General features: G+C 54.4%; 20 protein-coding genes. 13 read left to right on the top strand and 7 right to left on the bottom strand.

Features of this window, described 5'->3' with window-relative positions:
* Positions 1–7: 7 nt before the first annotated feature.
* A complete protein-coding gene (locus HNR65_RS11365; RefSeq protein ID WP_181551628.1) occupies positions 8–1,942 on the bottom strand; it encodes a DUF294 nucleotidyltransferase-like domain-containing protein in 1,935 nt (644 codons plus the stop codon).
* Between the two features lie 476 nt (positions 1,943–2,418).
* Here HNR65_RS11365 and HNR65_RS11360 point away from each other — a divergent pair, with 476 nt between their 5' ends.
* Both HNR65_RS11360 and HNR65_RS11355 read left to right on the top strand, forming a co-directional pair.
* Positions 2,419–4,311, top strand: a complete 1,893-nt coding sequence (locus HNR65_RS11360; RefSeq protein WP_181551627.1) for a peptidylprolyl isomerase — start codon at positions 2,419–2,421, stop codon at positions 4,309–4,311.
* Between the two features lie 89 nt (positions 4,312–4,400).
* Positions 4,401–4,637 (top strand): hypothetical protein, encoded by a 237-nt coding sequence (locus HNR65_RS11355; RefSeq protein ID WP_181551626.1) that lies wholly within the window; start codon positions 4,401–4,403, stop codon positions 4,635–4,637.
* A 65-nt stretch (positions 4,638–4,702) separates the two neighbouring features.
* Here the strand turns inward: HNR65_RS11355 and HNR65_RS11350 are convergent, their stop codons facing one another.
* A complete protein-coding gene (locus HNR65_RS11350) occupies positions 4,703–5,371 on the bottom strand; it encodes a TIGR00153 family protein (RefSeq protein ID WP_181551625.1) in 669 nt (222 codons plus the stop codon).
* 24 nt (positions 5,372–5,395) lie between these two features.
* A complete protein-coding gene (locus tag HNR65_RS11345) occupies positions 5,396–6,619 on the bottom strand; it encodes an inorganic phosphate transporter (protein WP_181551624.1) in 1,224 nt (407 codons plus the stop codon).
* 300 nt (positions 6,620–6,919) lie between these two features.
* Here HNR65_RS11345 and HNR65_RS11340 point away from each other — a divergent pair, with 300 nt between their 5' ends.
* The 11 genes from HNR65_RS11340 to HNR65_RS11290 all read left to right on the top strand — a co-directional run bounded on the left by HNR65_RS11340 (position 6,920) and on the right by HNR65_RS11290 (position 22,525).
* Positions 6,920–9,841, top strand: a complete 2,922-nt coding sequence (locus HNR65_RS11340) for a M16 family metallopeptidase (protein ID WP_181551623.1) — start codon at positions 6,920–6,922, stop codon at positions 9,839–9,841.
* Positions 9,841–10,608, top strand: a complete 768-nt coding sequence (locus tag HNR65_RS11335) for a DUF362 domain-containing protein (protein WP_181551622.1) — start codon at positions 9,841–9,843, stop codon at positions 10,606–10,608. The genes HNR65_RS11340 and HNR65_RS11335 overlap by 1 nt, the downstream gene beginning before the upstream one ends.
* Positions 10,609–10,800: 192 nt before the next feature.
* Complete coding sequence (gene resB, locus HNR65_RS11330) at positions 10,801–12,204, top strand: cytochrome c biogenesis protein ResB (protein WP_181551621.1); 1,404 nt, start codon at positions 10,801–10,803, stop codon at positions 12,202–12,204.
* Between the two features lie 38 nt (positions 12,205–12,242).
* Positions 12,243–13,076, top strand: coding sequence for a c-type cytochrome biogenesis protein CcsB (gene ccsB / locus HNR65_RS11325; protein WP_181551620.1), 834 nt, complete (start codon positions 12,243–12,245; stop codon positions 13,074–13,076).
* A 173-nt stretch (positions 13,077–13,249) separates the two neighbouring features.
* Positions 13,250–13,891: a menaquinone reductase multiheme cytochrome c subunit QrcA gene (qrcA, locus tag HNR65_RS11320; protein ID WP_181551619.1), complete on the top strand. Its 642-nt coding sequence runs from the start codon at positions 13,250–13,252 to the stop codon at positions 13,889–13,891.
* A gap of 61 nt (positions 13,892–13,952) precedes the next feature.
* On the top strand, positions 13,953–16,229 hold the full coding sequence (locus HNR65_RS11315) for a molybdopterin-containing oxidoreductase family protein (protein WP_181551618.1): 2,277 nt from the start codon (positions 13,953–13,955) through the stop codon (positions 16,227–16,229).
* Positions 16,230–16,274: 45 nt separating this feature from the next.
* Complete coding sequence (qrcC, locus tag HNR65_RS11310) at positions 16,275–17,096, top strand: menaquinone reductase iron-sulfur cluster-binding subunit QrcC (RefSeq protein ID WP_181551617.1); 822 nt, start codon at positions 16,275–16,277, stop codon at positions 17,094–17,096.
* A 31-nt stretch (positions 17,097–17,127) separates the two neighbouring features.
* A complete protein-coding gene (gene qrcD, locus HNR65_RS11305; RefSeq protein WP_181551616.1) occupies positions 17,128–18,366 on the top strand; it encodes a menaquinone reductase integral membrane subunit QrcD in 1,239 nt (412 codons plus the stop codon).
* Positions 18,367–18,393: 27 nt separating this feature from the next.
* Positions 18,394–18,564 carry a hypothetical protein gene (locus HNR65_RS11300; RefSeq protein WP_181551615.1) on the top strand — a complete coding sequence of 57 codons (171 nt, stop codon included), beginning with the start codon at positions 18,394–18,396 and terminating at the stop codon, positions 18,562–18,564.
* 127 nt (positions 18,565–18,691) lie between these two features.
* A complete protein-coding gene (gene murA / locus HNR65_RS11295; protein ID WP_181551614.1) occupies positions 18,692–20,008 on the top strand; it encodes a UDP-N-acetylglucosamine 1-carboxyvinyltransferase in 1,317 nt (438 codons plus the stop codon).
* A 6-nt stretch (positions 20,009–20,014) separates the two neighbouring features.
* Complete coding sequence (locus HNR65_RS11290) at positions 20,015–22,525, top strand: DNA internalization-related competence protein ComEC/Rec2 (RefSeq protein WP_181551613.1); 2,511 nt, start codon at positions 20,015–20,017, stop codon at positions 22,523–22,525.
* Between the two features lie 68 nt (positions 22,526–22,593).
* Here the strand turns inward: HNR65_RS11290 and rplQ are convergent, their stop codons facing one another.
* The 4 genes from rplQ to rpsK all read right to left on the bottom strand — a co-directional run bounded on the left by rplQ (position 22,594) and on the right by rpsK (position 25,322).
* Positions 22,594–22,971, bottom strand: a complete 378-nt coding sequence (gene rplQ / locus HNR65_RS11285) for a 50S ribosomal protein L17 (protein WP_181551612.1) — start codon at positions 22,969–22,971, stop codon at positions 22,594–22,596.
* Positions 22,972–22,978: 7 nt separating this feature from the next.
* Positions 22,979–24,004 carry a DNA-directed RNA polymerase subunit alpha gene (locus HNR65_RS11280; RefSeq protein WP_181551611.1) on the bottom strand — a complete coding sequence of 342 codons (1,026 nt, stop codon included), beginning with the start codon at positions 24,002–24,004 and terminating at the stop codon, positions 22,979–22,981.
* A gap of 135 nt (positions 24,005–24,139) precedes the next feature.
* The gene (gene rpsD, locus HNR65_RS11275) at positions 24,140–24,769 is read right to left on the bottom strand and encodes a 30S ribosomal protein S4 (protein WP_181551610.1); all 630 of its coding nucleotides are present in this window, start codon (positions 24,767–24,769) and stop codon (positions 24,140–24,142) included.
* A gap of 160 nt (positions 24,770–24,929) precedes the next feature.
* Positions 24,930–25,322, bottom strand: a complete 393-nt coding sequence (rpsK, locus tag HNR65_RS11270) for a 30S ribosomal protein S11 (RefSeq protein WP_181551609.1) — start codon at positions 25,320–25,322, stop codon at positions 24,930–24,932.
* Between the last annotated feature and the right edge of the window lie 10 nt (positions 25,323–25,332).

The raw sequence follows: 25,332 nt of genomic DNA, 5'->3' as shown, positions 1-25,332 counted from the left end.
TTGCCCCTTATGGCAGGTACAGAAAAAAATCCACGCGCAGTTTGGCCTGGGCCACACGGATCTGCTTAAACGCCTCCTTTAATGCCTGCTGGTCAATGGTGGTCAAATCAACCGGCCTCAGATAATTGTTGACCTCGCCCCGGCCGCTTTCCAAGACCCGGCTCTGATGTCTGAGACGCTGGTGCATGAGAAATTCATAAGCATGGACCAAATCATCAAAGGCTTCCTTGTCAAGGCGCTGCTGATCATACAGGGCCCGGAGGCGCTTGACCGTATTGGTTTCGGTCATTTGGGTCTGCATGGCGTAAATCCGGCCGAAATCCACCACCAGGCGCATGGCGCTTTTAATATCCAGGGCACCTTTTCCCCGGCCCTTTTCCTGGAGCACAAAATTTCCGAAAAATCCCAGGGGCGGGCGGTAATGAAGGGAGTTTCTGGCCATGTGCCGCAGCAGGCCGGGCCATTCAGCCAGCTCGGCAAACAGGGCTGAATGCAGTTGCGCCACAAGATCCGGGCTGCCGTGTCCAAGACGGAAATCAAAAAAAATCCCGGCATTTAAAATCCGGTCCGGATCATCACTGATCACCCATTTCCGGTAATATTTTTTCCACACAGACAAAGGCTGGCACCAGTCAGGATTTTTGGCCATGATATGGAATTCACAGTGCTGCTGGCCGATTTCATGCAGCTGGTCACAGACACGGGTGCCAAGCTCGAGAAAATAGCGGTTTACCGCTTCCCTGTCTTGTTCGGCCACGTCTGCAAAAACAATGGCATTGTCCTGATCGGTCTTAAGCGTCTGTTCCTTTCTGCCCTCACTGCCAAAAAGCAGAAATGCGAATTCTGCCGGCGGGGATCCCATGTCAGCCAGGGTCATCTCCATGACACGAGCCAGCACCGCATCGGTGATGGCGGTGATAATGCCGTTGACATGGCCGGCTCTCAGGCCGCTTGACAGCAGACGGGTGACCACTTCCGGAAGCTTGGCGTAGGCCTGCCCTAGCTGCACGGTTTCCCGGGCGTTTTGAATCTCATGGACCAGAAACACCGGGGACTGGGTGCCTTCCAGCAGCAGGTCCCGCTCGGTGATCACTCCCTGGATGCGCTCTCCGGCAAAAACCGGCAGATGCTTGATCCGGCGGCGCATCATGGTCAGCACGGCCTCAAACACCGGCACCTGACTGCTGATCTGTATCAGAGGCCCGGACATGATTGTCTCCACCGAATCCTGCGGGGACATGCCGGCCACGATGACCTTTTTGCGCAGGTCATCATCTGTGATCAGGCCGGCAGGCCGGCTTTGTTCATCAAGGACAACAATGGCGCTTCTGCCGCTGGCACTGATCAGTTCGGCCGCCTCGCGAATGGAGGTGCGGGCTGGACAGGAGGGAAAACCCCGGGCGATATCGCCCACCGGCTTCCACATAAACGCATCGGCAACATGCTCCGGGACCCGGGCGTCTTCGGCCGCGCCGGCCGGAGACAGTCGTTTTCTGCCCTCATCCATGGATCGGGAAAAAAAGCGGGCAAACTCCGGGTGCTTAACGCACAGGCGCAGAAAATTTTCCCGGTCCAGTGCATAGACAGTGACGTCTTCCGCACAGCGAACCGTGGAGGTGGAAATCCCGTTGTTAAACAACAGGGAGATGCCGCCGTATATGCGCTGCGGCCCCAGAATCTCCTTGACTGACGGCTTGCCGTTTTCCTCGATCACGCGCTCGAGCCGGCCGGACTGCACAATGATCACATGGGGAAGAATGGTTTCCTCCTGCACAAACAGGATGTGATTTTTGGGATGGTTCAACTCGGTTAAATTGGCGGAAACGGTTTCGATCTCGGCTGCGGGCAGAAGGTCAAAGGGGGTTGCGGCACGCAGAAAGGCCTGCCGGCCCCCGAGCTGCCCGAAACCAACGGGCTGGACCTGGCGGGGAAAATTTTCCATGGCATCACACCTGTTTTTTACCTGTGAAAAACAGACCGGTCAACGGCCCCTCAATGGCAAAGACCGCACAAAAAATTTTTTCATCGCACAATGTTTTTGCTGGAAGGAAGCATTGTTTTCAGCAAAAACAATCTATATCTGCTATTATAACATAAATTTTTCAATTTTGGAGATGAAGCTTGATGGTGCCGTAAAAAGTCCAATATCTGCGTTACGCGCAATTTCTCAGAATTTCACGTACGGATAAGTACGCTGCATTCTTCGAAATTGGGAAAGCCTTGATCTTGAACTGTTTACGGCACCATCTGAAATCAAACTTTTTACGGTGCCATCAAGCTTTTTTGGACAAAAACTTTTTTTAAGGATTTGAAACCCGCTGCAGTGTCGGGCAATACCCTGCATATGCTTGACAAAATCCGGTTTTCTCCGTATGATGCCAATCTTGCAATTCATATCCGAATACTCAAGAGGTACAGATGCTCAGTTCAATGCGCAAAAGCGCTGGTTCGTGGATGATCAAGATCCTTTTGGGGCTCATCGTGCTGGCTTTCGTTTTCACCGGCGCGGGCTCCTTTTACTCCCAGCGGGAAAGCTCAGTTGCGGAAGTCAACGGCGAGGCCATCACCATTGATGAATACCAGCGCACCTATAACAACATCATGCAAAACCTGGAGCAGCGCTTCGGCAATCAGCTCAATCAGGACCTGCTGGACATGCTCGACATCCAGGGCCAGGCCATAAACCAGCTGATCGAAAAACATCTGCTGCTGCAGGTTGCCGAAAAAAACAATCTCCAAGTCCCGGATGCGGCACTTGCCAGCGCCATTGCAGAGATTCCCGCCTTCCAGAATAACGGCCGGTTCGATGCCCGGCGCTACCGCCAGTTGCTGGAACAAAACCGCCTTTCGCCGGAAGACTTTGAAAACCTGCACAAGCAAACCCTCCAGACCGTTATGATCCGGGAACTGGTATCGGGTGCCGTCCCGGTTACAGAGGCGGAAACCCGTGCATGGTACAACTGGCAGAATACAGAAATCAAAATTGACTATGCGGAGTTCATCGGCAGCAACTTTTCAAATATTGAAGTTTCTGAAGAAGAAATTCGGCAATACTTTGCGGCCAACAAGGAAAAATACAGAACGCGACCCTTGGTCCAAGCGCGCTTTTTGCGCTTTGACCCAGCCGACTTCATTGATGAAGTAGAAATCCCGAAATCGGAAATCCGGGATTACTACCAGGCCCATCAGGAGGAATTCGGCACCCCTGAAACGGTTACCGCCCGCCACATCCTGCTGCAGGTCCCGGAGGACGCAGGGAAAGACCAGGATGCTGAAATCCGGGACCGGGCCTTGGAAATCATGGAACAAGCCCGTAGCGGGGAAGATTTTGCCATACTGGCGCAAAAGCATTCCGACGGCCCAACGGCAAAAGACGGCGGATATCTGGGATCATTTAAACGCGACGACATGGTCGAAGCCTTTGCAGAAGCCGCCTTTTCCCTCAAGCCCGGCGATATCAGCAAACCGGTTCGCACCCGGTTCGGCTGGCACGTGATCAAGGTGGAACAGCGGCAGGAGGCCGAAGTCGAGCCCCTGGAAAAAGTCCATAAAAAAATCAGGACCCGGCTCGCCGAGCAGCAGGCAAGGACCATTGCTTACGATAAGGCCTGGTCGCTTTATGAAATATCATTTGAAGGCGATGACCTGATTGACAATGCCCGGGACCTGAATCTGGATATTGAAACCACGGATTTTTTCACCCGAGAAAAGGGGCCGGCACGCATTGATGCCCCGGAAAAATTCGCTGAAACCGCCTTTGGCCTTCCGCTGATGGAAATCAGCGAAGTCAAGGAAATCGGTGATGCCTATTTTCTGATCCAACCCATTGAACGAAAAGAACCGGAAGTCCCGGATCTCGCTGACATTAAAGACAGGGTGGAAAACGACCTGGTGCGGCAAAAGCAGCGTGATGCCGCAGAATCGGCAGCAGAAAAGTTTCTGGAACAAGCCCGCTCCGCAGACAGCTTTGATGTTGCCGCCCGGGAAGCAGGCGTTGAAATCCAGACCACGGATTTTTTCAAGCGCAGCCAACCGGTGCCTGATATTGGCAGCAGCCGGCCGGTATCAGCGGCCGCATTTTCCCTGAGCCCGGAAAACCCGGTTTCCGAATCTGTCATCAAGGAAAGCGGGCGTTTTTACGTTCTTCACCTGAGCGAACAGAAGGTTCCGGAAGAAAAGGATTTTGAATCACAGCAAAAAACCGCTGCAGCGCAACTCAAGGAACAGAAACGTCGGCAGGCATTGAACAAATGGATTGCTGCACTGCGGCAAAACAGTGACATCGAAGTATCTGACCGGTTCTCCGACTAATTTGAACAAAAACGGCTTTAAAACCGCAGATCAGGTCAGATACGGTTTTAAAAGCCGATTCTGCGCCCGATCAACCAAAAGGGGGGATCATGGGCATACGAAAAAAAAAGACAAAGGGCAATCCGGATAGCTATCTGATCAAACGCTGCCCGGAATGTTTTGCAAGCCTGCCGATTGACGCCACCCATTGTTTTTCCTGCAAAGCCCGGGTGGGCAAGGTGGACAGCCACGGCAAGGCCAAACGCCCGATCAACTGGTATTCTTACATCACCTGTATTCTTTCCTGGCTGGCTCTGATCTTATATATCAAATGGGCTTTTTTTTAGCGGCAACCCCTTCCGGGGTCTGCCGCCCATGCTGCAGGTCTTTTCGCAAAACATGGACAACGATATTATTTGGCCACCATAGCCCGCATCATATCCCCTGAGTTTTCAGAGTGATCTGCGATATTGCCGATAATTTCGGCCAGCCTCACCAAGTGAAACACGGTGATGGGATCCGTTTCGGTTTGAAACACCTTCCGGATCAGGGCATATTCACGCTGGTCGGCGTCATGTTCCATCTGGCGGATATTGGAAATGATATCCTTGACTTTTTTGCGCTGTTTTTCGGAAAAATTTTTAAAGTAGATCTGGGCCTCCCCCACCATGCGGCTCAACTCCTCGGTAGGTTCAATGGCAGCATCCACCAGCAGGAAAAAATCGCGTTCCAGAACTTCCGGAATCCCCTTGTCCATCCGGTGGGACAGCCAGTTTAAAGCCTCCTGGACACTGTCGAGAACATTGTCCTGCTCCCGCAGATACTGGAACAACTGAAACTTCTCCACCGGAAGCATGACGCCCTTTGGCAGGTGCCCGCGAATTCTTCGCTTGATGGCATCGGCGTCATGTTCGATGCGAATGACTTCCTGCCGGTGATCCTCGAACACTTCGCATTTCGAGGAGGCATAACACTCCATGGCCTGCTGGAAAGCCCAGGCACATTCTTTGACCTTTTCAGCATGATCCTGCAAAGCGTCAAAGGGGGATGTAATAAACAAGGAAAAAAACGGAATACGCATGAAAACGCCTCCTTCGAAGGATGATTACAAAATCATGGAAAGAATTTTAAACAACACCATGCTGGTGAAAGCGGCCATGGGCACGGTTAATACCCAGTATAGCATAATCCGAAAAATAACGCCAAAATTCACGGCTTCCAGCCCCCTGGCCAGACCGACACCCAGGACCCCGCCCACGGCCGCATGCGTGGTTGAAACCGGCAGCCCCATTTTGGAGGCCAGCAAAACCGTTGTGGCAGCGGCAAAGTCCACGGAAAACCCCCTGGTATTGCTCAGGGTGGTGATCCGCTCGCCAACTGTGCGGATCACACGGGCGCCGCCCATGGCGATACCTGCGGCAATACCCAGGCCGCCAAACACCAAAAGCACGTATGGAACCGGAACTGTCTGCCCGGCCTCCCCGGTTGTCACCAGGAAGTAAATCAGGGCCAGCGGTCCGATGGCGTTGGCCACATCGTTGGCGCCCTGGGCCAGTGCAACGTAGCAGGAAGTCCCGATCTGAATACGCCGGAAAACGCCCTCTGCACCCTCTTCGCCGGTGCGTACGTTTCTGAACCAAAGCAACAGGCGTTTTCCCAGAAAACCGAGCAGAACGGAACACACCAGTGCGGTCGAAAAGGCCACGGGCGTGCTCAGAGCCAGGTTTTTACCCAACGGGGTCTTGAACACAAAGGACATGATGACCACAAAAACAGCCATGCCGATAAAAAGGGGCGAAAGCCGGAACGCCGTGCCCACGGGATCGGGCCGGGACAAAATAATCCGAACAATAATCTTAAACATCACAAAGGCAATCACCATGCTAAACACCGGCGAGATCACCCAGCTGGCCACCACCGCGCCCAGACCGGCCCAGTTGATTACGGAAAATCCGCCCGTGACAATGCCGAATCCCACCATGGCCCCCACGATGGAATGGGTGGTGGAAACCGGCAAAGATTTCCAGGTGGCAAACGACACCCAGAGAGCTGCGGCCAGCAGGGCGGATAAGGCTCCAACCAGGGCAACATGCGGGTCATTTAGCACATCCGGTGAAACAATGCCCTTGCGGATGGTATCGGTTACATGAGACCCAATAAAAGCCGCACCCACAATATTCAAAATGCCGGCAATGAAAATGGCCTGCCGGAGGGTAATCGCCTTTGCACCCACGGCCGAGGCCATGGAATTGGCCACATCATTTGCCCCGATGTTCCAGGCCATGTAAAAACCGATGGTAAACCCTAAAACCAGAATGACATATTCCATGGGCCTGTTCTACCTATAACTATTTTTATTATCAGGAAAATTGATGGCACCGCAAAAAATCGAGGTATCCTGTTTTTTTGTGTAGTGCTCCCATAACACACCCGGCCACCGGGTTCAAGCCGCAAAAATCATTTCCGTCCCGTGTCGGCAAACAGATGTTCCGTTTTCGTTCATGGCCCGGGCTTCATTCTCTTTTGCAGCCGGCAGCCCGGTCTGAACGGATCGACTTGACGGGCGCGGCCCTGCGTATTAATTTAGTTGTTCATATTTTTGCTCCATTCACAATACAGGAAAGCTGCCGTGAAAAAAACAATGAAACCTGCGTGGAAAATTCTTCTTTTCAGCTTACTGGCCGCCATGCTGACAGCCGCCGGCTGCCGTGGCCTGCCTTCCGGCCCGGGGCAACCCGAAAACCAGCAGAACCATACCGGGCACTGGGCTCACGAACAAAGCAATCTATCCCCTGATCCCGAGCTTATATTCGGAAAACTGGACAACGGGTTTTCCTATGTGCTCATGGAAAACCAAAAGCCCGAAGGCCGGGTGAAAATGCACTTGAACGCGGATGCCGGCTCATTTCACGAATCCCCGGAGGAGCGCGGGATCGCCCATTTTCTCGAACACATGCTTTTTGCCGGGACCCGCAACTTTCCATCCGGCGAGCTGGTGAAGTACTTCCAGCGCATCGGCATGAAATTCGGCCCGGATGTCAACGGCCGCACGGGTTTTTACAACACCACCTATGATCTGGACCTGCCCCGGGGCGATAAAAAAGATATCGATGAAGGGCTTTTGGTCATGCGCGATTTCGCATCAGAAGCCCTGCTGGAACCCGGGGAAATCGAAAAGGAGCGATCCGTTATTCTGGCTGAAAAACGGACCCGGGACACCCCGGATTACCGGACCTTTAAAGAAACCTTCCGATTTGAGCTGCCCGAAACCCGAATTGCGGGGCGCATGCCCATCGGTACCCGCCAGACCATTGAAAACATCGACCGGCAAATGCTGGAAACCTTTTACCATACCTGGTACCGCCCGGGCCGGCTCACATTGGTTGCCGTTGGCGATTTTGACCCGGGGATCATGGAAAACCTGATTGAAAAACGCTTTTCCGGCCTTGCCGCGAAAGCTCCGGAAAAACCGGAACCGGAATTTGACCACTTTGATCATGACGGCCTGAAGACTTTTTACCATCACGAACCCGAAGCCGGCCGCACGAATGTGGCCATTGAAACCCTCACCCGCACCCCGCAACCGGCGGACAGCAGGGAGTATCAGCAAAAACAACTGCTGTCGGAAATGGCTGACAGCATTGTCGGCCACCGCCTGGATCGGCTGCGCAACGAGCAGGACGCGCCGTTTACCCGGGCCGACATATACTCCGGCCATTATCTCAAATTTGTCAAAGCCGCGGAAATCAGTGCCAAATGCGATCCTGAAAACTGGGAGGAAAGCCTTTCCCTGATCGAGCAAACCCTGCGCCGGGCCCTGGAGCACGGATTTACAGAGGCCGAGGTCAACCGTGCAAAAAAGGAATTTGCCAATGACCTGCAACAGGCGGTCAAAAACGCTCCCACCCGTGAAAACGGGCAGATTGCCGGCCAACTCCTTCACCATTTGAATGCCAAACGTGTTTTCCAGTCCCCGACTCAGCGCCGAAACCTGCTCCAGCCGGTGATCGAGAGCGCCACGCCGGAAAAACTGCACGAAATGTTTAAAAACCAATGGGCCCCATCCCACCGGCTGGTGCTGGTGACCGGAAATGCGGATCTGGCACAAGAGGCTGAAACCGGGAAAAAGAAAATCGCTGCGGCCTACCGGCAAAGCCGGCAGACTGAAGTACAGGGACCGGATGCGAAAGACGCCCTTGCCTTTCCCTATCTGCCGGCACCGTCCGGATCACCGGTGATCGAGGACCGGACGAAAATGGATGAAACCGGGGTGACCCGTGTCAGGTTTGAAAACAAGGTGACCCTGCTGGTCAAAGAAACCGATTTTACCGCCAACCAGGTCCTGGCGGCCGTGAGCTTCGGCCATGGCCAGTCCTCGGAGCCACAGAACATGCCCGCGCTTTCGGAGATGACCGACCGGGTCATCAATTCCGGCGGACTGGGAAAACTCTCAGATGACGAACTCAGCCGGGTCCTTGCCGGCACCACCACCCGGGTTTCCTTTGACGTGGAAGAAGACAAGTTCGTGTTTTCCGCCAGATCGGTGCCGAATGAAACCGAGCTGATGTTTCAACTGTTATATCATTACATCCAGGACCCGGGATATCGTCAGACGGCCCTGCGGCGGAGCGCCCGGCAGCTGACGCAGAAATACCGGTCTTTGTCTCATTCGGTCCAGGGCGCCATGGCCATCAAAGGCCAAAAATTCCTGGCCGGCGGCGATGGCCGGTTCGGCTTTCCGGGCCCGGAGGCCATTTCCCGGGTGCGCATAAATGATATCCGCAACTGGATCACCCCTGCCCTGAGCCAGGGCCCCCTCGAGATCGCCGTGGTGGGCGACATTGACGAAGATGCTGTCATTGATGCCGCAGGCAATTTTTTCGGCGCCCTGCCCCAAAGAAGGGATTTCCGGGAGTCTGAGCCCGTAAACGTCCCCGATTTCCCCAAAAACCGGGAGATTGAAATTTCCGTGCCCACGCGCATTTCCAAAGGCCTGCTGGTAAGGGCCTATCCCACCACCCATATCTGGGATATTCATCAGGCCCGGCGGCTATCTGTTCTTGCTGACATTTTTTCCGACCGCATGCGGATACGGATCCGGGAAAACCTCGGGGCTTCTTATGCCCAGGGCGCCAGCCATTCCCCGAGCCGGGCATATACGGATTACGGACTGCTCACCGGCTATGCGGTCATTGATCCGGATAAAATCAATGCCGTTGAGAAGGCCATGGCCGACATTGGCGCCGAGCTTCAGGCAAACGGCGCCACGAAAGATGAATTAAAGCGTGCCCTGGAACCGACTTTCACCCAGATCCGCGAACAGGTCAAAACCAATGAGTACTGGCTGCACACGGTACTCAAGGGCGCAGGACGCCATCCGGAGCAGCTTCAATGGAGCCGCACCCTGCTGGAGGATTATACCTGTATCACCGTCGAGGAAATCAATCAGACGGCCCGAAAATGGCTAAAACCGGCGCATGCAGCCGATATCCGCATCCTTCCGGAACCCGGGGATGCAGACAACGGGCCGCCCGAACCGGAAGATCAATAATGACAACGGCAATTGTGGATTTTACCACATATGACAAATCCGTGCCCGAAGCCCTTGCCCGGGTTGGGGCAAACCCTGTACTGGCCGGCCGGGACCGGATCCTGATCAAGCCCAACCTGGTGACCGACACCCCGTTTCCGGTGACCACATCGCCCATTTGCTGCGAGGCGATTATCGATGTCGTGCGTGCCTGCAATCCGGATGCTGAAATCATCATTGCCGAAGGCACCGGAGATCCGTCCTGTGACACCATGGCCGTTTTTGAGACTCTGGGATATACCCGGCTGGCTGCACGCAAACAAATCCGGCTGGCCGACTTAAACACCGAAACCCTCAAAAAGATGAAAAACCCGGCCTGCCGGCGCCTGCCCGAGTTCTGGATGCCGGAGATCGCCTTGTCCTGTTTTATCATTTCCGTTCCCGTGTTAAAGGTCCACACCCTGGCCAAGGTGACCGGAACGCTGAAAAACATGATGGGATTTGCCCCGCCGTCGCATTACTCCGGCGGCGGCACATGGAATAAGGCGGCTTTGCACAGCCGCCTCCAGGAAGCCATTTCCGATTTAAACCGTTACCGGCAGCCGGATCTGAGTTTGGTTGATGCCTCGGTGGGCATGGCCGACTCCCACCTGGGCGGAAGGCAGTGCGATCCGCCCGTTGGGAAACTCATCGCCGGGCTTGACCCAGTGGCCGTGGACCGGGCCGCAGCCGGTCTTCTGGGCCTGGACTGGCAGGATATCGGCCATCTCAAAAAACCGCTTTCATAAGCGCCCGGATGATAAAACCAAGCAGCAATACCCGGCTTGCAGCCGGATAAAAAAAATGCCCGCGTCTTTCCGATCGCTATTGCCTGGGTCGGACGGATCTGGTATGAGGTTGCAAACCGACGCGAAACAAATCCGCCATGCGCGTGTTGCATCCGGACAAGCGCTTGATTTAATCTTTGCAAAGGGCCTTTTATGAACAGCCAGAAACACGCTTCAACCACTCCGGCCGCCTTCATGGACCGGATGTGGGATTTTTTCGCCTCAGTACGGCTTTCCGTGGTGCTGCTGCTGAGTCTGGCAGCCACATCCATTATCGGTACGGTCATTCCCCAGAACGCGGATCCGTCCGTATACGCCCGCAAATTCGGGCCGGATCTTTATTCCGTGCTCGATTCGCTCAGCATCTTTAACATGTACGAGTCCTGGTGGTTCCGGCTGCTGTTGTGCCTGCTTGTCATCAATCTGGTGGTCTGCTCGGTGCGCCGGCTCAAAGCCACCTGGAAAGTCATTTTCCCCAAAAAAACCCATTTCAACCCCGAACGGTTTAAAAAGGCCGCCGGCCGCATCGAATGGCAAGTGCCAGACACCCCGGCCGGGGATCTGAAAGACACCATTGAACGATACATGCAAAAACGCTATTTTCACGTGCAGACCCGGCAGGAGGACGGTTCCTGGTGGATTTTCGGGGAAAGGGGCCGGTGGACCCGGCTGGGGGTTTACGGCGTTCACTTGAGCGTGGTCCTGCTGGTCATCGGCGGTCTGATCGGATCTTTGTTCGGCTTTGAGGGGATGATGAACGTACCCGAGGGCGAGGCCCGCCGGACCATCACCCTGCGCCATTCCGATGAGACCCGTCAGCTGGATTTTTCCGTGCGTTGCGATGATTTCACAGTTTCCCACTACCCCTCCGGCCGGCCAAAGGAATACCGCTCAGACATCGCGATCATGGAAGATGAAAAAGTGGTCGAAACGCACCGGCTGCGGGTCAATGACCCGCTTCGCTACAAAGGCATCAACATTTTCCAGTCCTCCTACGGACAAAATGCCGCTGAAGCATTTACTGTCGTGTTTACCGATACTCAATCCGGGATGCGGTTTGAAAAACAGGGAGTCATGGGAGAAACAGTGGATCTTCCCGCAGGTAAGGGGGAATTGACTGTGGAGGATTTTTCCGGCAATTTTGCTTTCAGGGGCCACAATGTGGGCCCGGCGTTTCTGGCAAGCCTGAAGCCGGCATCCGGAGAACAGCGGCCGGTGCTGCTGCCCGTGAACTATCCCAAATTCGACCGGATGCGGGGAGGGGATTATGCCATATCCATTGAAGACGTGGCGTACACCTACTACACCGGCCTGCAGGTGACCCGGGACCCGGGGGTTCCGCTGGTATATGTCAGTTTTGCCCTGATGATTCTGGCCTGTTACGTGACATTTTTCATGTTTCAGCAGAAAATCGGCATCGAGGTTCAGGACAGTGACACCGGTGTCCGGGTTGCCGTTGGGGGCATCTCTGAGCGCAAGCGGCCCGGCATCAAAACCGCAGTGCGGCGCCTGGCCGCAAAGCTTCAAAATCAGACAAACCAACGCACCGCGGGATAACCGCGTGCCAAACGGTCAAATACTGCACAGGACAAACCATGCCAAACAGCGAAACCGTATTCACCATTGTCACTTTTGTCTACGGGCTGGCATTTATTCTCTATGTTGCCGCCTGGATATTTAAAAAATCCCTGCCGGGAAAAACGGCCACAGGGGTGCTGATCGCCGCGGCCGCAGGCAATGCCGCGGGTTTTGTGCTCAGATGGGCGGAATCCCACCAGATGGGCTACGGCTATGTACCCTTGTCCAACCTCTATGAGTCCTTGGTGTTTTTTGCCCTGTGCATTGCCGTGATCTATCTGGTGGTGGAATACCGCTACAAAGTCCGCACTATCGGCGTATTTGCCTCCATTGTCCCGTTTCTGGCCATGGCCTATGCCTCGCTGCCCTCGGTGGACAGCCAGATCCAGCCCCTGATTCCAGCCCTGCAGAGCAACTGGCTCATTGCCCATGTCATCACCTGCTTTCTGGGATATGCCGCATTTGCCATTGCCTGCGGCATCAGCATCATGTATTTGATCAAATCGGCTTCCGCCAGCCCGGATACCGGAACCATTGGACGGTTTCCGGACGCAGAGACCATGGATGAGCTGACTCACCAGATGATCGCCTTTGGTTTTTTGTTGCTGTCCGTGGGTATTATCACCGGCGCCATCTGGGCGGATCAGGCCTGGGGCCGTTACTGGGGCTGGGACCCCAAAGAAACATGGTCGCTGATTACCTGGCTGATCTATGCCACTTTGCTGCATGCCCGGTTCATGCGGGGATGGGAGGGAAGGCGCATTGCTTATCTGTCGTGTCTCGGGTTTGTGGCTGTTTTGTTTACCTACTTCGGGGTCAATTTGCTTCCCGGCCTGCACAGCTACCAATAGCCCATGTACTGTCTTCACGCAGAACGCATTTGCTATTTTCATTGACAATTTTGCTCAAACCCGATATTGGATTTGTCTTGATCAAATCTGTTCCGGATCTTTACATATATCCATTATAAAGAGTGGTATTGTCCATTTTCCGATGAACCCCAAACAGTTTTGACGGAGTCCCCATGAGCACACAATCGGACAACCAAACGGCCGCCGCCGGCAACCGCTCCTCCGGCTGGGTGGTATTTGTTTTCTTCATGATCGGATTGGTCGCAAGCATCATCTCGGGATGGGTCGCCTTTCCAAAACTGCTGTACTCCACCAAGCAACAGCCCATCGATTTCAACCACCAGGTCCATCTCGAGCAGATGGGCGGCCAGTGCAACGCCTGCCATTTCTTCAGAGAAGACGGCAGTTTTTCCGGATCTCCCACCCTGGAAGAATGCAAAAGCTGCCATATGTACCCCATGACCGGCAATGAAAACGAACAAAAATTCATAGACGAATATGTCAACCAGGACAAGGAAGTGCCCTGGCTGATTTATGCCGAGCAGCCACCCTGCGTGTTTTTCTCTCATGCCGCCCATGTCAGGGGCGCGGATATGCAGTGTGCCACCTGCCACGGGGATATTAAAAACTCCACATCCCTGCGCGAGTATCAGGAAAACCGGCTTACCGGCTACAGCCGGGACATCTGGGGCAAAAGCATGCTGCGCCTGGGCGAGCCCGACCATGGCGGCCGCCGCCAGAAAATGAACGACTGCGCTGAATGCCACCTGAAAGAAACCGGCAGCAAAGGCAACTGCTTCCAGTGCCATAAATAGATTTTGCAGGAAACACCAATCTCACAGACGCGATGTGGATATACAGACAAGGGGTAGATTCATGAAAATCGATCGCAGATGTTTTTTGTCGCTCGTCATCGGCGGAGCCGTGGGGACAACATTGACCCCGGTGCCATGGAAACTCACCGACGACATCGCCATCTGGTCCCAGAACTGGCCCTGGACGCCGGTACCAGAAGACGGCCCGAGCAAATTCGTAAAATCGGTCTGCACCCAGTGTCCGGGCGGATGCGGTATAACGGTCCGCACCATCGGCGACAGGGCCATTAAAATCGAAGGCCAGCCCGATCATCCGGTCAACAACGGCAGTCTCTGTCCAAGGGCCATTTCCGCCACCCAGCATCTCTACGGCCCTTCCAGAATCCAGGGCCCCATGAAACGGGCCGGTGAACGCGGTCAGGGCAAATGGGAAAAAATATCCTGGGACGAAGCCATCAAAACAGTCACTGAAAAACTGGCTGAGCTGCGAACCCGGGGCAAGCCCCATACCGTGGCATGCATTTCGGATACGGACGGGAACGGTTCATCATATCTTATGGACCGGTTTTTACAAGCTTACGGCTCACCCAACTTCATCCGCACGCCTTCTTCAGCAGACGCCCAGGAACTGGCTCTGTACCTTTCCTGCGGCCGGCAGGGCACCATCGGCTATGATTTCAGGAAGGCCGACTTTATTCTCAGCTTCGGGTGCGCGCTCATGGACGGCTGTGATACAGCCGGACAGGTGATGTCGGCTTTCGGTGAACAGGACAAAAAAACCCGGTTGGTTCAAATTGAAGCCAGATTATCGGATACCGCTGCCAAAGCCGCCCAGTGGGTACCCGCCAAACCCGGGTCCGAAACCGCCCTGGCCCTGGGCCTCGGCCATGTGATTGTCCGCGACGGGCTTTATAACAAAGCGTTTATTGACAACCACGGCTTTGCATTTGAAGACTGGCAGGATGATGCCGGAAATACACACCCCGGCTACCGCAGCCTGGTGCAGGATCACTCCCCGGACAAGGTGGCGAAAGCCACCGGATTGTCTGAAAAGGTTATTGAATCGCTGGCCCGCTCTTTTGCCCGGGCGCATCGTCCCGTTGCTGTCAGCGGCCTTGGCAGTGCAGCTCCGGATAGCCTGGATCAAGCGCTTGCCGTATTTGCGCTAAACGCTTTGGCCGGCAATTTCCAGAAACCCGGAGGGGTTTTTCTCATTGATGAGCCCGATTATCTGAGCTGGACGGAAATGAAAATCGACAAAACCGCCTCTGCCGGCAACCAGCACCCCCGGGTGGATGGTGCTGGATCTGAAAAGTTTGCCCATACGCGCTACCTGCCAAACCGGCTGCCTGAAGCAATTAATTCGGCAAAAGGTGATTCTCCGGTCCAGGCCCTTCTTGTGGCCGGTGGCAATCCGCTCTATACCTTGGCTGACCCCCGGGCTGCCCAAAAGGCTTTTGAAAAAATTCCCTTTATCGTGAGTTTCTCCACCTTCATTGACGAAACCGCAGAGCAGGCCGATTTGCTGCTGCCCCATCCCCATTTCCTGGAAAGCTACCAGGATGTTCCAACGCCCCGCGGCATGGCCCACACAGTGGTCAGCCTGGCCCGGCCGGTTGTCAAGCCTCAGTATGACACCCGTCACATGGCGGACGTGGTCATCCAAATCGCCAAAAACCTTGGCGGTTTTATTGAAAATGCCTTTCCCTGGAAAAACTATGAGGATTTTCTCCGAAAAAGCCTCTCGGATCAGTGGAAAACCCTTGAAAAAAAGGGGTTCTGGAGCGATTCCCGGTCCCGGGATACCTCCCTGGATAAAATCTTCCGCACGTCTTCTCAACGGTTTGAATTTTTTCCAATGTCGAAATTTGCGGCAATGAACGGCAATGGAAACAAAAAAGCCGGTGTTGAAAAAATCGAGCTGCCCGGCAACATTGACAAGCTGCCCCTGGTTCTGGTCCCGTACACTTCCATGCGTATCTCCGACGGTGCCGTGGCCAACACGCCCTTTATGACCAAAACCCTGGATGCAAATGTGGTTCTGGAAAACGATGTGTTTGTTGAGATCAACCCCAAAACTGCATCCGAGTACGGACTTTCCCAGGGAGACAAGGCAACGGTAAAAACCCAGGCAGGCCGGGCCGAAGTTCGGGTCAACCTGTTCGAAGGCATCATGCCGGGTCTGGTGGCCATGCCCGCCGGTCTTGGACGCACCGGATTCAGCGACTACATCGCCGGCAAGGGCGCCAATGTCTATAGCCTGATTGCACCGGCAGCCGACCCCGCCTCGGGACTCAATGCCGCATGGGGGGCCAGAGCCGCGATTGCCAAAGCCTGATATCGCCATCATCCTTGACATATAACCCGATAATGAGGTCTTTTGATGACACAGCAACCCCAACATACCAAGACAAAACGATACGGGATGGTCATTGATCTGGACAAATGCACCGGATGCGGCGCCTGCATGGTGGCCTGTTATGCTGAAAACAACGTACCGTTCAGGCAGGATGAATCCGACAAAATGCGGAGTCTTAACTGGATCCGTGTAATGAAGGTGGACAATGGAAAGCCGTTTCCGGACACTCAGGTCTGCTACATTCCAATGCCCTGCATGCAGTGTGACGGCCAGCACATGGAGGGCCATTCCCCCTGTGTTTCGGTTTGTCCCGCAGTTGCCACGGATTATGACCAGACCACCGGCATTGTCAGCCAGATCTATACCCGATGCTTCGGCTGCCGCTACTGCATGGCCGCCTGCCCCTATCATGCCCGGAAATTCAACTGGTGGGATCCCAAATGGCCGGCGGACATGGAAAAGTACCTCAATCCGGATGTATCCGCCCGCATGCGGGGCGTGGTGGAAAAATGCTCTTTTTGCTACCACCGATACCAAAAAGCCCGTGACAAGGCGTATGTGGAAGGCAGGGAGGAACTGCACGAAGATGAATACCAGACCGCCTGCGCCCAGGCCTGCCCCACCAATGCCATTGCTTTCGGGGACCTGCACAATCCCGAACATGCGGTCTACAGCCTGAGCCGAAGCAAAACCGCGTTTCGCCTGCTGGAACGGCTCAACACCAATCCCAAGGTTTATTACCTGAGTTCAAAGAGCTGGGTCCGAAGAAAGGCAGATAATTACCTGGAAGGTGAAAACCCCGAACAGATCCGGGAAAAAGCCCGCAAGGCAGCGGCAACCCATTAATTTTTACCAAACACCAAGGAGTTAACTGATCATGACGACACCAGCGATTCCCGAAGGTGTGAAACGATGTCCCACCAGACAATTTACACTGTGGCTGGCAGTAGTCGGCGCCGTGCTTTTGTGGGGCGTCTATGCCATGTTTCTGATATGGTACAAGGGACTGAATCAGACCGGTATGAATGACGCCTATGGTTTTGCCCTGTGGATCTGGGCGGACCTGGCGGTAATCGCCCTGGGCGGCGGTGCCTTTTTTACCGGTTTTCTGACCTATATCATCGGCAAAAAGGAACTCAAGAGCATCATCAATTATGCCGTGATTATCGGTTTTATCTGCTACAGTTCGGCGCTGCTGATCCTGGCCCTCGACATTGGCCAACCCCTGCGGGGATGGTTTATCTTCTGGCATGCCAATGTGCATTCCATGCTCACTGAAGTGGCTTTCTGCCTGTCGTGCTATTTTGCCGTACTCACCATCGAGTTTATCCCCCTGGTGCTGGAAAATCCCAAGCTTGACCGGATTCCGTTTCTCCATCACTTAAGCCATAACCTGCATGAAGTCATGGCCGTGTTTGCCGCCACAGGCGTGTTTCTGTCCTTTTTTCACCAGGGTTCTCTTGGCGGCGTGGCCGGCGTTCTTTACGGCCGTCCTTTTGCCTTTCGTGAAGGCCTGCTGATCTGGCCGTGGACATTTTTCCTGTTTACCTGGTCGGCTGCAGCCGTCGGCCCCTGCTTTACAATGCTGATCACATGGCTGACCGAAAAAATCACCCAAAAGAAACTGGTCCGGCCAGAGGCCTTTCAGCTCCTGGCCAAGATCTCGGGATGGATGCTTCTGACCTACATGATTGCCAAGATCGCTGATACCTGGTACTGGGCGGCTGTGACAGCCCCCTCCAAGGGCTTTTCCCTCATGGATTTTTACTCCAACAACCCGGTATACGGCATCTGGATTCTCATTGCTGAACTGGTCATCTGCGGCATTGTGCCGGCCCTGATTTTAATCACCCGCAAGGGCCGGGAAAACAAAAAGTTGCTGGTGACTGCCGCCATATTGGCAGTGCTGGGCGTCTGCATCAACCGTTGGGTTATGGTGCTGCAGGTCATGGCCGCACCGCTTCTGCCCTTCCACGACTGGTACATGTACATGCCCACCTGGCAGGAAGTGGCCACGACCATCCTGCCCGTTGCATACGGGGCTATCCTGATTTCCCTGGCACACCGGTATCTGCCGGTGTTTCCCCACGAAAAAGAACTCAACCCGGGCCAATAGGCGCACCGGTAACAAAAGGAGCCAAATATGTTTCCGTTTGCATTTGAATGGGCATGGGATATTTCACATCTGGTTTTCATGGGCGGTCTGTGGTATGCATTGAGCATTATCGGCGCCGGCATGACCTATTGCGTTATCAAGTCACTCATTGATACCGCCGCGGACGAGGCAGGAGAAGGCGGCCACGGACATCACTAACAGCCTTTGAAAAAGGCCCTGCAACAGGGGTGGTTTTCATTTTTGCCACAAGCGCCGCACACGGTCTGTTTGCCGGACAAACACCGGATGTGCGGCGCTTTTTTATATCTTTCCAAAGGAGTTTGTATTGGATGAAATCGTAATCCAGGGAGGACAGCGTCTGGATGGAGAGGTCCGCATCAGCGGGGCCAAAAACGCCGCGCTTCCCATGCTTGCCGCTTCCCTTCTGACCGGCGGCCGGTTCTGTTATACCAATATCCCGGATTTAAAAGACATTGAAAGCATCCGCCAGCTGCTTTGCACCATTGGCGCGCAAATCACCGAAAGCCCGGACGGGCTGATAGTGGATACCACCGGCCTCAATGATGTGGAGGCCCCCTACGAACTGGTGCGCAAGATGCGCGCCTCGGTGCTGGTGCTCGGCCCTCTGCTGGCAAGGCTTGGACGGGCGCGGGTATCCCTTCCCGGGGGATGTGCCATCGGCGCAAGACCCATCAATATGCACCTGGAGGGCTTTTCCCGGCTCGGCGCCCGCATTACCCTGGAACACGGCTATGTACAGGCCGAAGCCGAATCTTTGACTGGCAATGAGATTTTTTTTGACGTGCCCACTGTTACCGGCACTGAAAATCTCATGATGGCTGCTGTGCTGGCAAAGGGAACAACGGTTCTGCGAAACGCTGCAAAGGAACCCGAGGTCACTGCCCTGGCAGACATGTTAAATGCCATGGGCGCCCGGGTATCGGGCGCAGCCACCTCCACCATTACCATTGAAGGCGTGGACAGGCTTTATCCGGCCACGGTCCGTGTGATTCCCGACCGGATAGAGACGGGCACCTATATGGTAGCAGCCGCCCTGACAGGCGGCTGCATCCGGATTTTAAACGCCGATGCATCCCATCTGAAAGCCGTGATTGCCAAGCTCAGAAAAACAGGGACAGAGGTGGACACCAGCGACGGGGCTGTCATGGTAACTGGACGCCGCCCTGTTACCAGTGTTGATATCAAAACCCTGCCCTATCCCGGCTTTCCAACGGACATGCAGGCCCAGTTCATGGTGCTGATGTGCATTGCCAACGGCCTGAGCATGATTTCGGAAACCATCTTTGAGAACCGTTTCATCCACGTTCTGGAACTCCAGCGAATGGGCGCCGATATCCAGGTATCCGGCAATCATGCCATGGTCCGCGGCGCTGCCCGCCTGTCCGGGGCCCAGGTGATGGCCTCTGATTTGCGCGCAAGTGCCTGCCTGGTTCTTGCCGGACTGGTGGCCGAAGGCACCACCCGCATCAGCCGGGTTTATCATCTGGACCGGGGCTATGCTGCCCTTGAGGACAAATTCCGAAGCCTCGGGGCAGACATTAAACGGGTCCGGCCAAAGCCAAAAACCGCAGATGGCCCCGGCACGGAGCCGGCATCCGGCCGCACAGAACCGAGAAATTAGCATCCCATGGCAGGACGGGAGTTACAAGACGGTCATTTCTACCGCCTGCCCCTGATCCCCCTGCTGTTTGCCTTCATGGCCGGCCTGATCGCCGGCCGTCTGTCTGACCTGCCCTTTTTGTTCACCGGGGCCTGGGTTGCTGCTGCTGCAGCCGGATTTGACCTGACCCGGCGGGTGATTTGTCACAAGCCAGCACTTTTTTGCCCGCTCTTACTGTTTTTCGCCCTTGGCGTGATCTCCATTGCCGCCTGGCAAACTCCTTTCTTTCCCCCGCCTGAAACAAAGCCCCTTTTTGATTCAGGCTACATGAAAATTTGCGGCACAATTACCGGCCCGCCACGCATGGAGGCCTTCCGCACCCGGTGCGTACTGGATCAATTGGAAATCTCCGGTAAAAAAAGCGCGCTTTACCAACCTGCCGGCCGCATTCAGGCCGCCTTCTACGGAAAAACCCCGAAGTTATCTCCCGGTGATCGTGTCCGGTTCCGGTCCTTAATTCGCCCGTTTCACAATTTCAACAATCCCGGCGGATTTGACTACAGGCAGTACATGGCTGACCAAAATATCTGGGCGGCAGTGTACACAAGCGGAAAACGGGTGAAAGAAGCGCCGCCATCCGCACAAAAACCCGGTTTTCAAAATCAAATACACCGGTTGCGAATCCGGCTGGATAAAACGGTTTCAAGCATAGGCGCCGATGATGCCGGGGCCGTGCTCTCTGCCCTTGTAGTGGGCAAACGCCACAGGATTTCCCCTGAATTGCAAAAATCCTTTAACCGGGCGGGAGTCAGTCACCTGCTGGCCATATCCGGGCTCCATATGGGGATCATTTCCGTGTGTGCATTCATGGTGTTTAAATGGATGATCAGTCGTTTCCGGATTTTTCTTTACACCGGCCTGGCCTTCAAGCTTGCCGCAATGCTGACGCTGGTGCCGGTGATCTGCTATGCAATGCTTTCAGGATTTTCACCATCCACCCAGCGGGCTGTTGTCATGATTGCGATCTTTCTTACGGCCATCGCCCGGGCCGCGCCTTACCACCGCGTCAACACCCTTGCAGTGGCTGCTTTTGTCATCTGCACAATTCACCCGCCCAGCATTTTTTCCGTTTCCTTCCAGCTTTCCTTTGCCGCTGTATCCGCCATTTTTTACGGAATTTACCTGTTTTTCAAACCCGGGGGAGGCCCTGAAAAAAAAAGTCTCCGAGTTATTGGCCGGATCAAGAATTTTATGCTGATCTCGGTTTTCGCCATTGCCGGCACTCTGCCCCTTGTGATGCATCATTTTCAACAGGCTACATTTTTGGGAGTGATTGCCAATCTGATCCTGGTGCCATGGATCGGATTCATGGTGGTGCCCCTGGGCCTGGCCGGCGCAATGATTTTTCCGGTTTCCGGCACCCTGGCCGTGTGGTTGCTGGCTTGCGCCCACTGGCTTCTGGGTCCGGCTATATCATTGATAAAAATGATGTCAGATTCTCCGGTGGGCGCCTTTGAGACATTTTCCCCGACAGTGCCGGAAGTGATCTGCGCATACGGACTGCTCGCCGGATTGGGGCTGATATGGCGGGGAAAAACCACGGGAATCCGTAAATTCGCGGCTATCGGACTTGTCCCGGTTTTTCTGGTTTCTGCCGCAGATGCCGGATACTGGATGCACAAACGACTTTGGCATTCGGATCTGCGGGTCACAGTGCTGGATGTGGGCCAGGGTCATGCCTCGCTGGTGGAATTTCCAAAGGGTTATACCATGCTCATTGACGGGGGCGGGTTTTCAGACAATTCCTTGTTTGACGTAGGCGCCCGTATTCTGGCGCCCTATCTGCGGCAGCGCAAAATCGGAACCATTGATACGGTGGTATTGTCCCACCCGGATTCAGACCACTTAAACGGACTGCTCTATATATTAAACCATTTTCAAGTCCATGAAATCATCAGCACCCACATCCGTGCGGATACCAGCGGATACAAAAAATTTCAGGAAATTATAAACAAAAAACAAATTCCCCATCCGCGCCTGGATCATGTCAATGCCGCCAGAAAAATCAACGGAGCACGATTTGAAATCCTTTTCCCGCACCCTGATGCCGAAATTGCATGTGCGCCTTGCAGCGGCGCCAACAACTGCGCCCTGGTGGTACGCATAAGATACCATGACAAAGCCATACTGTTTCCCGGCGACATAGAGGCCTGCGCAGAAGGCCTGGTCGTCCAGCAAGCCGGGGAAAAGGCAGAGGCCGATATATTGATCGCCCCTCATCACGGCAGCAAAACATCTTCAACATCCGGGTTCCTCGATGTCGTGGATCCGAAAACCATTATTATACCCGTAAGGGAGGGACGGTATCAAATGCCGTCGCAATCAGTACTGGATCGGTATAAAAAGCGCAATATAAAGATTTTGCGAACAGACAGGCAAGGGGCCGCCAGGATCCGGATTCATGAAGGGACACTGGAAATCCGGACAAAACAAAAGCCCCGGTTTAACCAAATGTTAAACCGGGGCCACAATTATTGAATCCGGATTCAACTGCCTGACGACATCATGAGAAGTCCGGGGAAGTCCGGGAAAGTCCGGCGCAATAATTAGGAGGAAGCTGCCTCAGGCTTTTCACCGGTAAGTTCCACCATCGAGACCGGTGCCGCATCGCCGGGCCGGCAGCCGAGTTTCACCACCCGGGTGTAACCGCCGTTGATGTCGCCGAAACGCTTGGGTGCATCGGCAAAAATTTGGTGTACCACGGCCTTTTCCCTTACGATGGAAAGGGCCTGGCGCCTGGCATGCAAATCTCCCCGCTTGGCAAGGGTGATGATATGGTCCGCCCAGCGGCGAAGCTCCTTGGCCTTTGCATCCGTGGTTTTAATCCGGTCGTGCTTGAGCAGGGAGGTGACCATGTTGCGAAACATGGCCTGGCGATGGCTGCTGGTGCGATTTAATTTGACTCCGCTTTTTTTGTGTCGCATGGCTATCTTATTCCTCTTTCTGATCCTGGTCATCGTCCGGGGGCACAAATCCTTCCAGTTTCATACCCAGCGACAGCCCCATCTCGGACAACAATTCCTTAATCTCGTTTAGGGATTTGCGGCCGAAATTTTTGGTTTTCAGCATCTCATTTTCGGTCTTCTGGACCAATTGGTAAATTTTCCGGATATTGGCATTTCTCAGGCAATTGGCGCTTCTAACGGAAAGCTCCAGCTCATCCACATCCAGGTACAGGTTCGGGTTGAACTGCGGCGTGGATTCCTCCTGGGATTCATCCGGAGGCGCAGGTTCCTGATCTTCATCAAAGTTGATGAATGAATGCATTTGCTCTTTTAAGATCTTGGCCGCATAGGCAATGGCATCCATGGGCTTGACCGATCCGTCGGTCCAGATTTCCATTGTCAGCTTGTCATAATCGGTCCGCTGTCCCACCCGGGCGTTGCCCACCAGGTAATTGACCCGGTAAATGGGTGAAAAGATCGCATCAATGGGCAATGTGCCAACAGGTGCCTCCTGGTCCCGGTTGGCCTCGGCCAGGGAATAGCTCTTGCCGGCCTGTACCGTCAGTGTCATCTGCAGGTTGCCTTCAGAGGTCAGCGTGGCGATATGTTGTGCCGGATTCAATACTTCAACCCGGCCGTCTCCGCTGACGATATCGGCGGCCGTAACGGTCCGCTCGCCCTGGGCTTCCACTGTCATGGTCCTGGGTTCGGCATCATCGGTTTTCACCCGAACCTTTTTGAGGTTTAGCATGATTTCCGAGACATCTTCCAAAACCCCTGGAACAGCGCTGTATTCGTGCATCACCCCTTCGATCTTGACCGAAGTGATAGCAGCGCCGTAAAGTGACGAAAGTATGATCCGCCTCAGGGAGTTGCCGATGGTGATGCCAAATCCCCTCTCCAGCGGCTCCCAGACAAACTTGCCATAGGTGGCTGTCTGCTGGTCGATCTCAACCCTGCCGGGCCGGATCATGTCCCGCCAGTTCATATATGTCAATTCGTTCAAGGGCATTTTCACTCTCCCACCTGTTTGATATCCATCCGCCTTGGTTCCGGGTAGTCAGGAGTCGCACCAAATCAGATTTCAGTTGTCCTGCATCAGACCGGCAACGCCTCTTGAGGCTCGGCATGCCGGAATTCCCAAAGTTTACTTGGAGTAAAACTCAATAATCTGATTTTCCTGGATCGGCATGGTGATATCGTCGCGAACCGGCAAGGTTTTCACGCTGCCTTTCAACGCCTCCTTATCCAGTTCCAGCCACTGGGGCATACCCCGGCGCACCATGGATTCGATGGCCTCGTTGATAGCTGCCACATTGCGGCTCTTTTCCCGGATTTCAACCACATCTCCGGGTTTTACCTGGTAAGAAGGAATATTGACCTTCCGGCCGTTTATGAGGAAATGACTGTGCTTGACCAGCTGACGGCCCTGGACCCGGGAACTGGCAAAACCCAAACGATAAACGACGTTGTCCAGCCGGCATTCAAGCATCACCAGCAGATTGGTTCCGGTAACCCCTTTTTTCTGCTCGGAGCGCTCAAAAAACAGCCGGAACTGTTTTTCCGACAAGCCGTAAGCCCGCTTGACTTTTTGTTTTTCCCGAAGCTGAAGTCCATAGTCGGAGATTTTTCCCCCGCGCCGCTGGCCATGCTGTCCCGGTGGATAACTGCGCCGGTCAAAGGCGCATTTATCCGAATAACACCGATCACCCTTGAAATAAAGCTTCAAGTTCTCCCGGCGGCATATCCGACATACAGATCCACGATATCGTGACAATGCTTCCTCCCTTGGATGAGATATATAATTCGATCGAAAGAACCGTTTGCCCTATGCCAACCAAGAAAGGGAAACAAACGGTTTTGTCGGTTCAGTTCCAAATGAAGGCAGAAACAGCTCTTTGCTCTTTCTGCAATACGTTTCAGCGATTGCGCAGCGCTTAAACCCTGCGACGCTTGGGCGGTTTACAGCCATTGTGCGGCACCGGCGTGACGTCCTTGATCAGGGCCACATTCAGACCAGTGGCCTGCAATGCCTTAAGAGCCGATTCCCGGCCGGGCCCGGGGCCTTTTACGTAGACCTCGACGTTTTTCATGCCGTGTTCCATGGCCTTTTTGGCCGCATCCTCAGAAGCCTGCTGGGCGGCAAACGGTGTGCTTTTCCGCGAGCCCTTAAAGCCGTTGATCCCGGCACTCGACCAGGAAATCACATTGCCCCCGGGATCGGTTATTGTCACAAGGGTATTGTTAAAGGTGGAATGGATATGCACGACACCGCTTGCAATATTTTTTTTGGCCTTTTTTTTCGTGCGTACTGCTTTTCGTTTCGCCATCGGTTCTCGC

The sequence above is a fragment of the Desulfosalsimonas propionicica genome (assembly GCF_013761005.1).
GTDB lineage: Bacteria > Desulfobacterota > Desulfobacteria > Desulfobacterales > Desulfosalsimonadaceae > Desulfosalsimonas > Desulfosalsimonas propionicica.
The sequence above is the reverse complement of the archived record's forward strand: the minus strand, read 5'-3'. Positions and strand labels throughout refer to the sequence as shown.

Coding starts and splice junctions, on each gene's coding strand:
- HNR65_RS11365 (WP_181551628.1), bottom strand. CDS start 1,942: ATGGAAAATTTTCCCCGCCAGGTCCAGCCCGTTGGTTTCGGGCAGCTC.
- HNR65_RS11360 (WP_181551627.1), top strand. CDS start 2,419: ATGCTCAGTTCAATGCGCAAAAGCGCTGGTTCGTGGATGATCAAGATC.
- HNR65_RS11355 (WP_181551626.1), top strand. CDS start 4,401: ATGGGCATACGAAAAAAAAAGACAAAGGGCAATCCGGATAGCTATCTG.
- HNR65_RS11350 (WP_181551625.1), bottom strand. CDS start 5,371: ATGCGTATTCCGTTTTTTTCCTTGTTTATTACATCCCCCTTTGACGCT.
- HNR65_RS11345 (WP_181551624.1), bottom strand. CDS start 6,619: ATGGAATATGTCATTCTGGTTTTAGGGTTTACCATCGGTTTTTACATG.
- HNR65_RS11335 (WP_181551622.1), top strand. CDS start 9,841: ATGACAACGGCAATTGTGGATTTTACCACATATGACAAATCCGTGCCC.
- resB (WP_181551621.1), top strand. CDS start 10,801: ATGAACAGCCAGAAACACGCTTCAACCACTCCGGCCGCCTTCATGGAC.
- ccsB (WP_181551620.1), top strand. CDS start 12,243: ATGCCAAACAGCGAAACCGTATTCACCATTGTCACTTTTGTCTACGGG.
- qrcA (WP_181551619.1), top strand. CDS start 13,250: ATGAGCACACAATCGGACAACCAAACGGCCGCCGCCGGCAACCGCTCC.
- HNR65_RS11315 (WP_181551618.1), top strand. CDS start 13,953: ATGAAAATCGATCGCAGATGTTTTTTGTCGCTCGTCATCGGCGGAGCC.
- qrcC (WP_181551617.1), top strand. CDS start 16,275: ATGACACAGCAACCCCAACATACCAAGACAAAACGATACGGGATGGTC.
- qrcD (WP_181551616.1), top strand. CDS start 17,128: ATGACGACACCAGCGATTCCCGAAGGTGTGAAACGATGTCCCACCAGA.
- HNR65_RS11300 (WP_181551615.1), top strand. CDS start 18,394: ATGTTTCCGTTTGCATTTGAATGGGCATGGGATATTTCACATCTGGTT.
- HNR65_RS11290 (WP_181551613.1), top strand. CDS start 20,015: ATGGCAGGACGGGAGTTACAAGACGGTCATTTCTACCGCCTGCCCCTG.
- rplQ (WP_181551612.1), bottom strand. CDS start 22,971: ATGCGACACAAAAAAAGCGGAGTCAAATTAAATCGCACCAGCAGCCAT.
- HNR65_RS11280 (WP_181551611.1), bottom strand. CDS start 24,004: ATGCCCTTGAACGAATTGACATATATGAACTGGCGGGACATGATCCGG.
- rpsK (WP_181551609.1), bottom strand. CDS start 25,322: ATGGCGAAACGAAAAGCAGTACGCACGAAAAAAAAGGCCAAAAAAAAT.